The sequence below is a fragment of the Anaeromassilibacillus sp. SJQ-1 genome (assembly GCF_046693725.1).
In the GTDB taxonomy this organism is placed as follows: domain Bacteria; phylum Bacillota; class Clostridia; order Oscillospirales; family Acutalibacteraceae; genus Anaeromassilibacillus.
The window spans coordinates 243,207-256,811 of the sequence record NZ_JBKEIV010000044.1 but is presented as its reverse complement, the minus strand read 5'-3'; the positions used below and the strand labels follow the sequence as shown (position 1 = coordinate 256,811).

At 46.6% G+C, this 13,605-nt stretch carries 16 protein-coding genes, 2 pseudogenes and 1 riboswitch; of the genes and pseudogenes, 8 read left to right on the top strand and 10 right to left on the bottom strand.

Annotated features, from left to right (window positions below; genetic code table 11):
- Nucleotides 1-274 precede the first annotated feature (274 nt).
- Nucleotides 275-541 (top strand): hypothetical protein, encoded by a 267-nt coding sequence (locus ACGCCZ_RS12910; protein ID WP_054324186.1) that lies wholly within the window; start codon nucleotides 275-277, stop codon nucleotides 539-541.
- A 106-nt stretch (nucleotides 542-647) separates the two neighbouring features.
- Nucleotides 648-884 (top strand): hypothetical protein, encoded by a 237-nt coding sequence (locus tag ACGCCZ_RS12905; RefSeq protein ID WP_054324185.1) that lies wholly within the window; start codon nucleotides 648-650, stop codon nucleotides 882-884.
- 300 nt (nucleotides 885-1,184) lie between these two features.
- Here ACGCCZ_RS12905 and ACGCCZ_RS12900 read toward each other — a convergent pair whose 3' ends face one another.
- On the bottom strand, nucleotides 1,185-1,604 hold the full coding sequence (locus ACGCCZ_RS12900) for a hypothetical protein (RefSeq protein ID WP_054324184.1): 420 nt from the start codon (nucleotides 1,602-1,604) through the stop codon (nucleotides 1,185-1,187).
- 375 nt (nucleotides 1,605-1,979) lie between these two features.
- Nucleotides 1,980-2,095: riboswitch (FMN riboswitch) on the top strand.
- 103 nt (nucleotides 2,096-2,198) lie between these two features.
- Between ACGCCZ_RS12900 and ACGCCZ_RS12895 the strand changes: the two genes are divergently transcribed.
- The 5 genes and pseudogenes from ACGCCZ_RS12895 to ACGCCZ_RS12875 all read left to right on the top strand — a co-directional run bounded on the left by ACGCCZ_RS12895 (nucleotide 2,199) and on the right by ACGCCZ_RS12875 (nucleotide 3,547).
- Nucleotides 2,199-2,522 (top strand): ECF transporter S component, encoded by a 324-nt coding sequence (locus tag ACGCCZ_RS12895; protein ID WP_411656223.1) that lies wholly within the window; start codon nucleotides 2,199-2,201, stop codon nucleotides 2,520-2,522.
- 17 nt (nucleotides 2,523-2,539) lie between these two features.
- Complete coding sequence (locus ACGCCZ_RS12890) at nucleotides 2,540-2,842, top strand: hypothetical protein (RefSeq protein WP_411656222.1); 303 nt, start codon at nucleotides 2,540-2,542, stop codon at nucleotides 2,840-2,842.
- 2 nt (nucleotides 2,843-2,844) lie between these two features.
- A pseudogene (locus ACGCCZ_RS12885) lies at nucleotides 2,845-3,108 on the top strand (riboflavin kinase); the annotation flags it as partial.
- A 1-nt stretch (nucleotide 3,109) separates the two neighbouring features.
- Nucleotides 3,110-3,223 (top strand): annotated as a pseudogene (locus ACGCCZ_RS12880) (riboflavin kinase); the annotation flags it as partial.
- Nucleotides 3,224-3,271: 48 nt separating this feature from the next.
- Nucleotides 3,272-3,547: a winged helix-turn-helix domain-containing protein gene (locus ACGCCZ_RS12875; protein WP_411656232.1), complete on the top strand. Its 276-nt coding sequence runs from the start codon at nucleotides 3,272-3,274 to the stop codon at nucleotides 3,545-3,547.
- A 523-nt stretch (nucleotides 3,548-4,070) separates the two neighbouring features.
- Here the strand turns inward: ACGCCZ_RS12875 and ACGCCZ_RS12870 are convergent.
- The 8 genes from ACGCCZ_RS12870 to ACGCCZ_RS12835 form a co-directional block, all read right to left on the bottom strand.
- Nucleotides 4,071-4,748 carry a hypothetical protein gene (locus ACGCCZ_RS12870; protein WP_054324181.1) on the bottom strand — a complete coding sequence of 226 codons (678 nt, stop codon included), beginning with the start codon at nucleotides 4,746-4,748 and terminating at the stop codon, nucleotides 4,071-4,073.
- 302 nt (nucleotides 4,749-5,050) lie between these two features.
- Nucleotides 5,051-6,280: a UDP-N-acetylmuramoyl-tripeptide--D-alanyl-D-alanine ligase gene (locus ACGCCZ_RS12865; RefSeq protein WP_411656220.1), complete on the bottom strand. Its 1,230-nt coding sequence runs from the start codon at nucleotides 6,278-6,280 to the stop codon at nucleotides 5,051-5,053.
- Between the two features lie 195 nt (nucleotides 6,281-6,475).
- Nucleotides 6,476-6,868: a glutamate ligase domain-containing protein gene (locus ACGCCZ_RS12860; protein WP_411656218.1), complete on the bottom strand. Its 393-nt coding sequence runs from the start codon at nucleotides 6,866-6,868 to the stop codon at nucleotides 6,476-6,478.
- On the bottom strand, nucleotides 6,807-7,355 hold the full coding sequence (locus ACGCCZ_RS12855; RefSeq protein WP_411656217.1) for a Mur ligase family protein: 549 nt from the start codon (nucleotides 7,353-7,355) through the stop codon (nucleotides 6,807-6,809). Before ACGCCZ_RS12855 ends, ACGCCZ_RS12860 begins: the two co-directional genes overlap by 62 nt.
- Nucleotides 7,315-7,938 carry a Mur ligase family protein gene (locus ACGCCZ_RS12850; RefSeq protein ID WP_411656215.1) on the bottom strand — a complete coding sequence of 208 codons (624 nt, stop codon included), beginning with the start codon at nucleotides 7,936-7,938 and terminating at the stop codon, nucleotides 7,315-7,317. The genes ACGCCZ_RS12855 and ACGCCZ_RS12850 overlap by 41 nt, the downstream gene beginning before the upstream one ends.
- A 70-nt stretch (nucleotides 7,939-8,008) precedes the next feature.
- Nucleotides 8,009-9,205: a glycosyltransferase gene (locus ACGCCZ_RS12845; RefSeq protein ID WP_054324179.1), complete on the bottom strand. Its 1,197-nt coding sequence runs from the start codon at nucleotides 9,203-9,205 to the stop codon at nucleotides 8,009-8,011.
- Nucleotides 9,206-9,222: 17 nt separating this feature from the next.
- Nucleotides 9,223-10,287: a glycosyltransferase family 2 protein gene (locus tag ACGCCZ_RS12840; RefSeq protein ID WP_411656214.1), complete on the bottom strand. Its 1,065-nt coding sequence runs from the start codon at nucleotides 10,285-10,287 to the stop codon at nucleotides 9,223-9,225.
- A 24-nt stretch (nucleotides 10,288-10,311) separates the two neighbouring features.
- A complete protein-coding gene (locus tag ACGCCZ_RS12835; protein WP_411656213.1) occupies nucleotides 10,312-11,466 on the bottom strand; it encodes a glycosyltransferase in 1,155 nt (384 codons plus the stop codon).
- Nucleotides 11,467-11,642: 176 nt separating this feature from the next.
- Between ACGCCZ_RS12835 and ACGCCZ_RS12830 the strand changes: the two genes are divergently transcribed.
- Nucleotides 11,643-12,893, top strand: a complete 1,251-nt coding sequence (locus ACGCCZ_RS12830; protein ID WP_054324175.1) for a glycosyltransferase — start codon at nucleotides 11,643-11,645, stop codon at nucleotides 12,891-12,893.
- A 39-nt stretch (nucleotides 12,894-12,932) separates the two neighbouring features.
- On the opposite strand, the gene ACGCCZ_RS12825 is transcribed toward ACGCCZ_RS12830, so the two are convergent.
- Complete coding sequence (locus tag ACGCCZ_RS12825) at nucleotides 12,933-13,319, bottom strand: SH3 domain-containing protein (RefSeq protein ID WP_054324174.1); 387 nt, start codon at nucleotides 13,317-13,319, stop codon at nucleotides 12,933-12,935.
- Nucleotides 13,320-13,605: the final 286 nt, after the last annotated feature.

The following is a 13,605-nucleotide window of genomic DNA, read 5'->3' as shown; positions in this document are numbered from 1 at the left end:
ATCCATCTTATGTACCATACGGACAAGAAGTGCATCCTTCCCTCCTTTTCCTTTTCATTTTCCTACAGCAAATACACAAAAAGTGGCACGTTTGAACGCTTACGCATATTTTATGCAAATGGATTGAAAGAGCTCTTTTGTAAGCATATCCCTTCATACTACACAATTCCTTTACCAATTTTTTACAGGATTTTAAATATTGCACAAAGAATTAGGCTTGCAATTATGCAACATGTATGATATAATCCTTTATGTAAACTACAAGGAGGGAAACATGAAACTATACGACATTAGCGTGGGTGAATTTGTGAACCTGCTTGAACATGCAAAAGGGAACATTTATTTGGTTACGGAAGAGGGTGTTTCCTTTGGGTTGAACAGCAAGCTGGCACAGCTTTATGGTATTAAGATGCTGCTCGAAGACTCAAATGACAACAAGGTTTCTCCAGAGATTATCGTAGAAGACAAGGAGGACCAGGAGATGTTTCTTCGCTATTGGATGTCCCGGTGCGCCAGAGTAAGCGGCTGGACATCGAAATAATAGCAGAGGAGCCCTAAGGATTCTTGTCTATCATTTACATTGTATTTCAGTAGTTTACATGGTATAATATACCTAAATCCTAAAAAATTAATTGGAGGGAATAATTATGAAATTATATGACATCGATATTCAGAAACTTCTTGATCTTCTTGATAAAGCACAGGGAAATGTCTATCTGGTAACAGAGGATGGCAATACCCTCAATCTTAAGAGTAAGCTGTGCCAGCTATACGGTGTACGCGCTCTTCTGGATGGCGCAAAAAGCTCTAAGGTTTCGGCTGAGTTGAAAGTAGAAAATCCGGAAGACGAATCCATGTTCCTGAACTATATGATTGGCAACTAACAAGCTTTCACCCAAAAATGATTCGTGCCGCTGCAACTTTTAAAGTTGCAGCGGCACTTTTTTGACCCTCTAGAGACAACCAAGGACCGTCCGGGGAAGGACGGTCCCATCGTTGGTTGTATTGGTAAAAAACTCATGTAGGCAAATGATACGGAATTGCTTCCGTCGAAAAGTAAAACCCGCTTTCCGGCCGCCAATTCTTACCGAACAGCGGCCAGAAAGACAAAATCCATCCATCAATTGCGCGGAAATTGTAATTGGATGATTGGGTCCAAACTGTAGCGACAAAAGAACGCGTTATTAAACCGTCTCTGTCTCGCTATAAGTAGTCACCGTCTCAGATCCGTTGAAGACTGCAGTTACCTTCACGCGATAGGTTCCCGAAGAAACCGATTTTTCCTCCGAGATATAGATATAATCGCTGGATTCGGTGTCGGTCCAAGTCTTTACAGTGGACCAGCTGCTGCCGCTCTTCTTCTGAAGAGTAACTGTCAGCTTAATCTTGGACACATTGGATTTTCCCTGTGCTTCTGCATCTACATAGGCGGTTTTGCCGCTGATGGACAAAAATGCCTCTACACGGTCCGCATAAGTATAGCGCGGCTGAATCTCAATCGCACTAACCTGATTTGCCGGAACTTCTGTTGCGGCCATTGCGTTGGCGCCTACGCCAAACATCATACAAAATGCACAAAGGACAGCTGCGAATTTCTTAAACATGGGGAATTCCTCCTTTAATATTGATACATCTATTAACAACGACAGGAAAACCCCAAAGTGGACAATAACTTTCACTTTTTTTCAAATTTTATTGAAATTTTTATAATACAGATGTACTGTTTTCAAAAAGACTATACAGAGTGGCTTGCCGATGCAGCTCTCAGACCGTCAGTTTCTCCATGAAATTCAAAACAAAATATTTCGTATGTCTATAAAACAAAACTGCATCCCTTTTTGTCTACAACAAATATGGGACCGATCTGTTGACAATCTACAATTACAAAAGCTTCAGATTTCCGAAATGTTTCCGAAATTCACTTTGGTCATTGTCAAACAAGGTGTTTCGTAGTATGCTAATCTAGACAACTGAATCGAAAATGTCTTCGGGGCAGGGTGAAATTCCCGATTGGCGGTAAAGTCCGCGAGCGTAAAACGCATGATTTGGTGTGATTCCAAAACCAACAGTATAGTCTGGATGAAAGAAGATTCCATCAGCTGTAGCAACACGTTGTGACGTTTTGCGGTTTGCTGCGCTTATTAGCACCTGAAAGGCATCTCTTTTCGGTGCTAATTTTTTTGCGGAGGGAACAACAGATGGAAAGCAAAACAAAAAGAATTACAACAATTGCAATGCTATGCGCGATTTCCTACGTGGCCATGGCCGTTGGGCGTGTACCAGTCGTATTGTTTCTCAAGTATGATCCTAAAGACGCCATCATCGCACTGGGAGGCTTAATTTGGGGACCATTGACCTCTTGTATCGTTACCATAATTGTTTCTCTTATGGAGATGATTACAGTCAGCGACACAGGCCTCCTGGGGTGTGTCATGAATGTTTTATCTTCATGCGCTTTTGCTTGTACTGCCGCGGCAATCTATAAGAAAAAGCATACGTTTCCGGTGCGGTCCTTGGGTTAGCAGCGGGATGTGTAACCATGGTTACAGTGATGATGGTTTGGAATTATCTGGTCACTCCTCTTTATATGGGGTACCCTAGGGAAGCCGTCGTCGAATTATTAATTCCGGCGTTTCTCCCTTTCAATTTGTTAAAATCCGGACTCAATGCTGGAATTACATTTTTACTGTATAAGCCGGTCATCACTGCCTTGCGAAAAGGTGGGTATATCTCCATGTCGGAAAAGCAAAGTCAGGGCAAACCTACCGGCCTAATCCTGTTGGCTGTTGTGGTCATCATCACTTGTATTCTGTTTATCCTATCCATGAACGGGGTGATATAAGGATGGAAGAACAACGAAAAAAGGAACCTAAACCTATTTGTACCATATCAGGCACGGTCATTCATGGACGAGGAATTGGGAAATGGATAGGAGCCCCTACTGCAAATTTAAAACTGGAAAATAGATGTGACTTGCCAGAATCCGGGGTATATATAGCACAAATTCTATGGAACGCCAAACGATACTACGGGATTACTCATATTGGGAAACGCCCCACGGTGGACAACCAAACGGATATTTCCATCGAAACACACATCTTAAATTTCGATGGGGATTCTATACGGCCAAAAGATAGATGTTCAATTATACCAGCGACTTCGCAGAATACAAAAGTTCGATGATTTTTCAAGGTTATCTGAACAAATCAAACAGGATTGTCTTTTCGCACAGAGTTTCTGGGAAATTCAGCAAGACGCTATTTCGTTTACTATGGACGCCAAAACTCATGATGTAATCATCGACAACCAGAGCATTTATTTATCTGTAAAGGAATTCGATGTCTTATATCTCCTGTATTCCCATCCGAAAGCCGCATTTACAAAAGCCCAGATTTATGAATCTGTTTGGCATGAACCGGGCAATTATCGCTGCCATGCTGTAGAAAACACGGTGTTTCAAATTAGGAAACGCCTCCAACCATATGCAAAAGGGCACGACTTTATAAAAACAGTTGTCGGATTTGGATACCGATACCACGAATCCTAAAAAGATTATCCCACACCATGTATTTCACATGAGCAAACATGTTCCTTGTCCTTAAACGCGCCAAGCCTTGCGAATTCTAATTTTATAGGTATTAAAATTTGGGAATCGTATCGGCTTAGATTTTATGCAACGGTGCTGTGCTTTTCTTTTCATTGCACGGCATCGTTTCTTTTCAACATTGGATCTTTTCTTTATGTGTACGATTCGACATTGGTAGGCAAAAATACTGTTCTTTTATCGTCTTTCTTTGCTTCAAACACTTCTAAAGAATCAAAAAACTAGGAATCTTTTCCCTGCTGCAACCGATAGGGCCCGATTCCCATTCAATCGTTTGACGATTCCCAATGCATAAGAGAACAAAATTTCTACCAGATTTCGGCAGGTTTTTCACAGAATAAAACCGAACCACCAAAAACAATTCTAGTAAAATGGTTATTAACTACTTCCTCTTACCCCGTTATACAAATAGAATCCCCTGCAAAGAGAAAAGCTCTCCTTGCAGGGGAATGATGTCCTTTTACATTCAAGCAGTATATGGCTTTTGTTCCACAATCTTACCATCCGCGCCAAATGTATAGGAAATGCCATCAATAATTCGAATGGTATTGATAACATACTGACCGTCTTCGTAATAGTACTTGTCCCCGTCATATGTAGCCCAACCAGTCGTCGGATATGTAATCTGGGGCAATTTAAACCATTTCGTCCATTTGATATTCTTTCGTCCAAATACTTCTTCGTACTTCATATCCTCGCCAGAACTCCGATTGTCAATCGCCATGTTGTTGCCAACATAAACGCCCACATGGCCTGGCTGATAGAGAATCAAACCATGAATTCGTGGAAGGGACGATGGGTCGTTATAGTCAATGTTTCCAGAAACTTCTGCACTCTGCAACATAGCACCGGAGCTTCCTGCGACTGACATGGAACCTGGATTCGGATTCTTTCCCTCTCCCTGCCACCAAAGATAGGATTTGATCAAACCGGAACAATCACTTGCTCGTTTATTCCCCACAAACTGTCCGTAGCAGCCACTGCGGTACTTCCAACCATTCTTGTACGCCAGCAGCACATGATCTGCCAACCCTACACCGGTCTTTTCCTCCGCAGCTTTTGCTGCAACGCTATGACCAAAAGACACTGTAATGGTCAAAGCTGCAAACAGCAGGGTAAAGAAAAGCAAAAATTTCCGATTCAATGGAAACCCCTCCAATTTTTTACTGTCTCCCGTGGAAACAGCTTGTCCTTTTTATTCAAATATGTAACAATCTTTACATACAAATTACAATCTGTAACAAATTGGTTACAGTATAGCACACATAGCATTACATAGCAACCCTTTTTACGAAAAAAATTACAAATTGTAACCAGTGAAGCTTATAAAATCAAAATAATCGCACAAAAACCGTGCGCAAACAGAGAAAAACCCCAGCTGTTTGCGCACGGTTTTTTAAAATTATAACAAGTTTGTAATTTTTATGTTCCCTCTCGCAAAAGGACTTAACCGATGTGCCCGAGAATTTTTTTGACAATTTCATCCGTATGCATGCCGCGGGACCCCTTTACCAACACAATATCCCCCCTGCGGAGAATGCTCTTTAGCACCTCAGCGGCCTCCTCATTGGCATGACACACATGGCAAGGAATCTCCGGCCTGACGGAACGCGCTCCCTCTGCGATCGCCGCTGCACGCTCTCCAACGGTCACAAGGACATCCAAACCGGTTTTGGCAGCGTATGCGCCCACTTCGAAATGCGCACGGTGTTCCAACTCCCCCAGTTCCAGCATATCCGCCAAAACCGCTAAACAGCGTCCATCCTGCTCTCGAAGGGATTCCAACATATCCAAGCTGCTTTTAATTGCATCCGGGCTGGCATTGTAGGAATCATCGACCACAGTAATCCCATTATGGCGGTGCAATTGTTGCCTCATAGCCAAAGGCTGGTATTCCTGGAGTGCCTTTGCAGCTTTCCCAAGATCAACTCCAAGTGAATGGGAAACCGCGAGGCTGGCTAATGCATTTGTTACATTGTGAAGTCCCAGAACAGGGAGTTCTACCTCCTGCTCAACTCCTTTTGCGCGGAAAACAAAATGAATTCCGTTCGGATGAAATGCGATTTTCTCGGCCCGATAATCGCACCACGGCTGCATACCAAAATATTGTGTTCTTACCCGAAGCTTTCCGCGGAGATTTGCCAACAATGGATCATCGCCATTCAAAAATAGGATGGAGTCCTCCCGAAAACGATCGATGATATGCAGCTTTTCTCCCAAAATATTCTGTTGTGTTTTCAGCTGTTGAATATGAGAGATTCCGATGTTGGTGATAACCGCATAATCGGGTGCGGCAATTTCCGCCAAACGGCTCATCTCGCCAAAGTCGCTCATTCCCATTTCCACCACGGCTGCTTCGTGTTCGGGTCCAAGTCGGAAAATCGTCAATGGCAATCCTACTTGACTGTTGTGATTCCCCTCGGTCCGCATGACATTCTTCTCCGCGGAAAGTGCTAACGCGATCATTTCCTTGGTTGTTGTCTTACCGACGCTTCCTGTCACCCCCACCACGGGAATCGAAAATCGCGCGCGATGTGCTGTAGCAATCAACTGCAAAGCGGAAAGGGTGCTCGGCACACGAATCCACGCATTGGAATCCTTCATCTCCGTATGTTCTTCTGTCAACGTTGCCACTGCGCCTGCAGCAAAGGTAGCAGTGATGTACGCATGCGACATCTGTCCGTTCCCCCTTGATGGGAACGAATAGTGCACCCGGCTCGATTTTCCGGCTGTCTGTACTCACAGAAGTGACCACTGCCTCTGGGTCTCCGCACAGGAGCTTTCCTCCACAGGCCCTTCGAATCTCCCCTACTGTCATCTTCATATTTCTCTGCCTCCTTTTCTGTTCCATATTTGAGAGACTGTTGGCTTTTAAGCTAACCCCTCTTCTTTTAAAATATCCGCGACAACCTCGCGTTCGTCTAGATGGTACTTCACGCCCTTGATCTCCTGGTAATCCTCATGCCCTTTGCCAGCCAGGACAATGATATCTCCTTCCTGCGCATGATCCATACGATATTGAATGGCCTGCTTCCGATCTGGGATGACAATATATTTACCGTTTGTTCGATGCAATCCCACCTCGATGTCTGCGATAATATCCATCACATCTTCAAAGCGGGAATTGTCGGCCGTCACAACGGAAAGATCCGCCAACCTTCCACTGACCTCCCCCATCTCATAGCGCCGGGAACGCGCCCGGTTACCACCAGCGCCAAACAGGCAAATTAAACGGTTCGGGTGGTATTCTCGCAGCGTCTCCAAAATATTCTCCATGCCTGACTGCATTGTGCGCATAGTCGATCAACAGCGTATAGTTCCCCGGCACTTTTACCGGCTCCACACGTCCCTTGACCCTCACTGCATTCAAACCGCGCCGGATATTTTCCTCGGTCACGCCAAAGTGGCGGCAAACCGCAATGGCCGCCAAGGCATTGTAGACACTAAAATGTCCGGGAATATCAACGTCTACGCCAAACGAATAAGGCCCCTCCAATTCAAAATGCACGCCCAGATACCCCGGTCGGGAGAGCAGACGTTCCTCTTTTGCGCGCAATTGTGCTTCTTCATGGAACCCATAGGTCTCTAACTGGCAGGTATGTCCCTCCGTGATTGCCTGCCAATTTTCATCGTCCATGTTTACAATTCCCAATTCGCACTGCCGAAACAGGAGAGCCTTGCATGCACGATACTCTTCCAACGATTTGTGCTCATTTCCTCCGATATGATCCGGAGAAAGATTGGTAAACAATCCAATCGCAAATGTAAAACCTGAAACACGATGGTCGCGCAACCCAATGGAGGCAAGCCTCGATCACCGCCGCCTGGCAGCCCTCGTCTGCCATTTCCCGCAGTGATCGCTGTACCTCATACGATTCCGGAGTTGTATTTTCTGTTTTGATGATCTTCTCACCAATTACCGTGCCGATTGTACCGATCAAGCCCGTTTTAATCCCTGCATCCTCCAAAATAGAGCGAATCATGTAAGAAGTCGTGGTTTTCCCTTTGGTGCCTGTAAGGCCTACCACACGTAAATCCTTGGCGGGATGTCCAAAATACGCTGCTGAGAGGACAGCAAGTGCATAACGGGTATCCGCTACCAACACGACGGTCACTCCCTCAACCTCGACCGCATGCTGGGCGATGACCGCCACTGCGCCCGCTTCTACAGCCTGTTTGGCATAAAGGTGTCCATCTACGTTGGCTCCACACAAACAGACAAACGCACAGCCGGGCTTGACCTTGCGTGAATCATAGACCAAATCCGCGATTTCCTTTTCAGTACTCCCGGTCGCTTGATACTCCAGTCCTTCCAGCAAATCTTTTAACAGCATATCGTTTCTCCGATGCGCCAACCAGGCGCTCCTTTCTGCACAAAATTGCTTCGATTCAAAACAGTTATGTTTATTCTATACTCAATAAGGAATATACCTTTTCTATTTCATTTTCATTCGTGAAGTCCTCCGCTGCAAGGGCATTGTGGAATTCTTTTCGCAACGCGGAATCCGTTAAGAGCTTTTCAAGCCCCTCTGCAATCCCTTCCGGCGTCATAGGGACAATCAATCCATTCTTTCCGGAGGTCACTTGATCCGCTGCTGTGGAGAAGTCTGTTAATAAAATGGGTTTACAAAGCACCATGGCTTCATCCACTGCGATCGATTTTCCTTCAAAGCGCGACGGCTGTAAGTATACCTCACACGCGCGCAAAAAGGGATATGGATTGGCCTGTTCTCCCAAAAAACAAACATTCTGTTCGATTCCCAGTGAACGCGCCTGCTCTTTCAAAGATTCCTCCTCTGGACCGACACCAATGATATACCAGCGGAACTTCAATCCTTTTTCTCGAAGAGCCGCTATCGCAGGCAGGGCCAGGTCCAACCCTTTCTGCGTAGAAAGCCGCGCAATCGTCAACACCCGGCTTCCTTGGAAGCCGTCCTTGAAATTCGCTGGCTCCTCCGCCATTTTCCGCAAAAAACGCGCCGAAATAATATTATAGATCACATGAAACTTTTCCTGAAATTCTGGAAAATTGTCCTCTAAAGCGGCCTTACATCCCTCTGACACCGTGCAAAGAGCGTCCAGTTGCTTTACATAGGGACGGTCAAAATCCTGATTTAAGCCCATCGCATTGTAATCCCCATGAATAAACCCGATCTTCCTCTTTGCCTTAACTTTTGTAACGGCATAATAGATCGGCTGTCCCTCCATAAAGGCAACAACTGCATCGTATTCCTTCTGAGCGGAATGTACAAAGTGCTTCTCAATCTTCCACATGCGCACCAGACGGTCTCCCATTCCTCCGGGAGTTTTCCCCGCGAAGGTCACCAACAGCCGGCAGATTGCTACAAGCGGATGGCCCTTTCTCAAAAGGGCGGTCAGCGCTTGGCGGATATTCAACTTATATTCCGCAGGGAACAAGGGCGGCAATAAATGCACCTGAGAAGGCACACGCTCCAGAAAAAGGCCCTCGTTGGCGAAAAGCTGCAAATCAACCTCGTACTTTGCAAAATCGAACAGGGAGAGCAAAGTCACCAAGCTTTTTTCAATCCCGCCGCTGTGCAGACTGTAGTTGATAAAAAGCACCTGCTTTTTCCGGGACATGTCGTTCCCTCCTTCGGTTATTTTTTTTGCGTATCACGGAACAGCATATGGGTATAAAACCGATAAAAGGCATAGACAACGGCTGGATTCCCCGTACGAATCACCCGCAGGAGCAACCGGTCTGACCGGTTCCCTTCCGCGAGATAATTGGAAGCCGCCGCCTCCTTGAGCAGCGGTGTATTCAATATCTCTTGGACCTCTGCCTTACGCTGCTTGGAATCCGCAGGGTTATGCGGACTAAAACAATTTACCAGTGCCGAGTGTGCTGCATTCCGAAGCAACCAGGCCAAGTGGCGCTCTCGATATTGCTCATACAACTTTTGCTTTTTCAGGAACTTCTGTACCAGCTGAAAACACTTGGTCAACATTTCCATCTTATGAGGGCGATAGCGGGTGCTGAGCGATACCGGATTATAGCGATAATGATAATAGGCGCCCTTCGCAAACACAATCTTCTCAGCCAACGCATGCGCCATAATCGATACGGGCAAGTCCTCCAACATGACCTCCTGCTCATTGGGATACAACAGATGGTTCTCGACAAACCACTCTCGCCGGTACAATCGACGCCAAGCACATCCTAACATCTCTGTTGTGCGCCAAGGGCTCCCACTCACCGAAGGACCGATCAATTCTTCCAGCAGCGCTCGATTGCGCTCTTCGTCCGATCCAGAAGCCTGTAGCGGAACACTGCAAGCACGGCTTTCCCCGTCAATTAAGTTCTCACGCATGTAATTAAAGACTACCAAGTCCGCCGAATGCTCCTTTGCTGCCGCATAGACGGTTTCCAGCATTTCCGGGTCCACCCAATCGTCCGAATCTACAAAAGCAAGGTATTCTCCCGTCGCACGGGCTACCCCGTAGTTGCGGGTATCTCCCAACCCGCCGTGAGGTTTATCCAGCACCCGTACCCGTGCATCATTCTCATAGGAACGGGCGATTTCCAACGATCCATCCGTAGATGCATCGTTTATCAACAATACTTCTATATCCTCCAATGTTTGGGACAAAATACTCTTTACACACTGGTCCAAGTATGCTTCTACATTATAAACCGGTACAATCACACTGACTTTCGGCAAATAAAAGCCCTCCTTTCCGCCTTCTTAAACACCAAGAAATACAAGGATGCGCTGCATCATTGCCTTCCAATCGTATTGTTCTTCTGCAAACGTACGCTCTTGTACGCTACAATCCGGCTGTCTACGGCAGCGCTCAACAAATGCGATCAACCGTTCCATATCTACAGGAGTATCGTCATTGGGCACTCGGAGAGCGAAAGGTTCCTTTCCAGTAAGACTGTCATCGTCGTATGCATAGAGAAACGGCAGGCCTGCAGCCGCATATTCACGCGCTTTCAAGGAGGAACAACGTGTCAGACCTCGCCGAAAACATCCCAGCGTAGAAATTCCCACATCCGCTGTGCGGTACGTGCGGTTGAGCGCATCACCTGTTTGAAAACCCGGACAAAGCACCTCTTTCTCCAAGCCCAGGGACTTTACCTGCGCCAAAAAATCCGGCATTTCCGTGCGGTCTCCCCCCACCAGAACAAAGCGCAATGGATGCCGCCCGCCTGCCTGCCGGTACGCCTGCATTCCCCGTAAAATACGGTCATACCCTTGCCACCACAGGGTGCCTGCCACCCCCAACATGGTGATAGGTTCCCCTTCCTGCTTTGGGGGAACAACCGGTATCGTATCCGTATCAATACCATTGTCCGCATTGATCGCTTTTACACCGAAAAAGTAGTCCGCATGATTTCCATAGAGCACAACGCCATTGACCAATCCCTTCAAAGATCCCCCTGATAGGCGGTCCCCGCTGATGTTGGCAGCAATCTTTGCTGCAGTTACTGCTCGGGCCTTTAGCCCCTCTGCGTATTGGAGGTTTCGTGCGTAATCCTTTAAATAAGGGTAATTGGGTATTTCTATTCCAATATGTCGCGTTCCCGCTCGTTTGGCTGCTCGGCATAAACGAATCGCATCAAAACTGATTCGGTCCAAACGAATATATAGCACATCAAAGCGATGCGAAGCCACATAGTCGGTTGCAATCTGGAAAAACTGTTTCATCACACGGCCTTGCCCAATCTGTACCTCGCAGCTGTCTGCGCCATAAAAACAAAACGTTCTTCCATTCCACAATGTGTAGGTCACATGATAACCTAACTTTTGAAATGCAGACGCCTGCCCGCGAATTTTTCGGGTAACGCCCAGATAAAGCGGTGCATCTTCCTGAAATGTGAGATACAGTAAGTTCATCGATGGCAAAGCCTCCTTTCTAGGGGACAGTCCCCTCTCTATTTTCCTTTTTAATTGTACAAATTATACCATCCTCCCCCAGAGAGGGCAAGTAGAATCTAACCGCACTGGCGGTTGAAATGCATGGGGCGGTATGTTATCCTAAACTTGCACACATCTTGATTGGAGGCATTTTCATGAAGACCTGTCTGGTTCTCCTCACAAAAACGTATCCTTTTGACAAGGGAGAAGAGTTCATCGAAGATGAGGTTCCTGTGCTGGCTAAGGCATTTGACCGGCTGTTTATTGTTGCCACCAGCACCTCCGATACCCCAGAACAAACCCGTTCGGTCCCAGCAAATGCAACGGTTTTTCATATTCCCGCAAGCCATGTCAAACGGGCCCTGTTGAGAACCGCGTTCTCCTATCTTCCCTTCACTCAGTGCAATGGATATGCTGGCCCGGAAGAACGTGCAGCTGTCCGAGGTTCTTTGAAGCGCCGGGGATTCCTAACCTACTTTCTGGCAAAGGCCGATGCTGTTTACCGTGCGGTCTCTAAAAAGTTAGAGGGGTGTGATTTGGAGCATTGGGATGGAGTCACCTTTTATAGCTATTGGTTTTACGATACTGCGCTTGTAGCCGTCCGTTTGCGGGATTGTTGTAAAGCAAAAGCAACACGTGCAGTTAGCCGCGCGCATCGCTACGACCTCTATGCAGACCGCAATGCGACCGGTTATCTGCCTCTTCGCCCTTATCTTTTGAAGCACATCGACCGCGTTTACCCCTGTTCAGCCAATGGAAGCCAGCTGCTGCAAAAAAGTTATCCAGCCTACCGCGACAAGGTAGAGACTGCTTATCTGGGCACCCGTGACTTTGGCCTCTCTCCAAAACCGCAGGAAAACCAATTACAAATCGTCAGTTGTTGCCATATCTCTCCAGTCAAACGTGTAGAGCTTCTAGCACAGGCACTCTCTCTTTTGGAGAAAAGTGGCCTGAAGCTTCGATGGACTCATTTTGGCGGAGGGGATGGGCTGGAAGCATTGCAAGCCTATGCAAAGGAACATCTTTCGTTTATGGATTGTCAGCTTGCAGGGCCCATTCGGAATGAAGATTTGATGGCCTATTACCGGCAACATCCAGTGGATATCTTTATCAACACCAGCAGTTCTGAAGGTCTTCCAGTCAGTATCATGGAGGCCTGTTCCTTTGGAATTCCCGCTATTGCTACGGACGTAGGTGGTACCTCTGAAATCGTCTGTGAGGGAAAAACCGGCTATTTGCTCCCCATGGAATTCGAGCCCTCTGTTCTTGCTCATCATATCACTGCCTTTGCGCAACTTTCCCCTGCGGAACGCCAGGCACTGCGGGCCAATTGCCGCCGTATCTGGGAAGAACACTTCTTTGGAGAACACAATTTCACCCGCTTTGCCGCTGCAATCCAACCCTGATAGAAAAGACAGCCTCGGACCTCCGAGGCTGTCTTTTCTTTATGCTTGAACTTCAATATATGCCTTAAAAATAAAACCATCCTGTCCTTCGTAGGTAATCTTAACCCAATCGCCAGAACTACCGTCTGTATCCACTAAAAAAGTATCCCCCAAGTAGGCTCTACCGATTGCCTGGCTGGTCTGGTCAGGCGCACTACGAACATTCGCATAACTTCCTTCGATGATATTGACAATTCTCCCAATGGTCAGATGCACATCTGGTAAGGCGGGCAATGCCGCTGGGATGAGAGAAGGCTCCTCTTCTGCTGGGGAGGAGGACGCCGGAGCGGAATTCTCTGAAGACGTCTCTCCCTCCTCACTATTTCCAAAACAGCCGGTAAGCAGGAACAGACTTACTACCAACAATAGACAGAAAAACCGTTTCATAGAACGCCTCCCCACATATTTCAATGACATTTAAACAAATTATACCACCAATTGGCAGAATTGTGCAACCGCTCCAATACAAAAATTCCAAAAAATACTGCCTATCGATTATATTTCCGAAAATTGCGCCTTGTATTCCAATAACGCATCTTTTGTTTTGCCCAACGGAAGAAGTCTCCGCCAAAAAAGAGCAAGACATTCAATAGGGACATCAGAATTGCCGCCCTAGAAGCCCAGGTACCAAAGAGGAACGCACCAACATAGTAAATTAGATTAATTAACGCCA

Coding starts and splice junctions, on each gene's coding strand:
- ACGCCZ_RS12910 (WP_054324186.1), top strand. CDS start 275: ATGAAACTATACGACATTAGCGTGGGTGAATTTGTGAACCTGCTTGAA.
- ACGCCZ_RS12905 (WP_054324185.1), top strand. CDS start 648: ATGAAATTATATGACATCGATATTCAGAAACTTCTTGATCTTCTTGAT.
- ACGCCZ_RS12900 (WP_054324184.1), bottom strand. CDS start 1,604: ATGTTTAAGAAATTCGCAGCTGTCCTTTGTGCATTTTGTATGATGTTT.
- ACGCCZ_RS12895 (WP_411656223.1), top strand. CDS start 2,199: ATGGAAAGCAAAACAAAAAGAATTACAACAATTGCAATGCTATGCGCG.
- ACGCCZ_RS12890 (WP_411656222.1), top strand. CDS start 2,540: ATGGTTACAGTGATGATGGTTTGGAATTATCTGGTCACTCCTCTTTAT.
- ACGCCZ_RS12875 (WP_411656232.1), top strand. CDS start 3,272: ATGGACGCCAAAACTCATGATGTAATCATCGACAACCAGAGCATTTAT.
- ACGCCZ_RS12865 (WP_411656220.1), bottom strand. CDS start 6,280: ATGTCGCATGCGTACATCACTGCTACCTTTGCTGCAGGCGCAGTGGCA.
- ACGCCZ_RS12850 (WP_411656215.1), bottom strand. CDS start 7,938: ATGCTGTTAAAAGATTTGCTGGAAGGACTGGAGTATCAAGCGACCGGG.
- ACGCCZ_RS12845 (WP_054324179.1), bottom strand. CDS start 9,205: ATGTCCCGGAAAAAGCAGGTGCTTTTTATCAACTACAGTCTGCACAGC.
- ACGCCZ_RS12835 (WP_411656213.1), bottom strand. CDS start 11,466: ATGAACTTACTGTATCTCACATTTCAGGAAGATGCACCGCTTTATCTG.
- ACGCCZ_RS12830 (WP_054324175.1), top strand. CDS start 11,643: ATGAAGACCTGTCTGGTTCTCCTCACAAAAACGTATCCTTTTGACAAG.
- ACGCCZ_RS12825 (WP_054324174.1), bottom strand. CDS start 13,319: ATGAAACGGTTTTTCTGTCTATTGTTGGTAGTAAGTCTGTTCCTGCTT.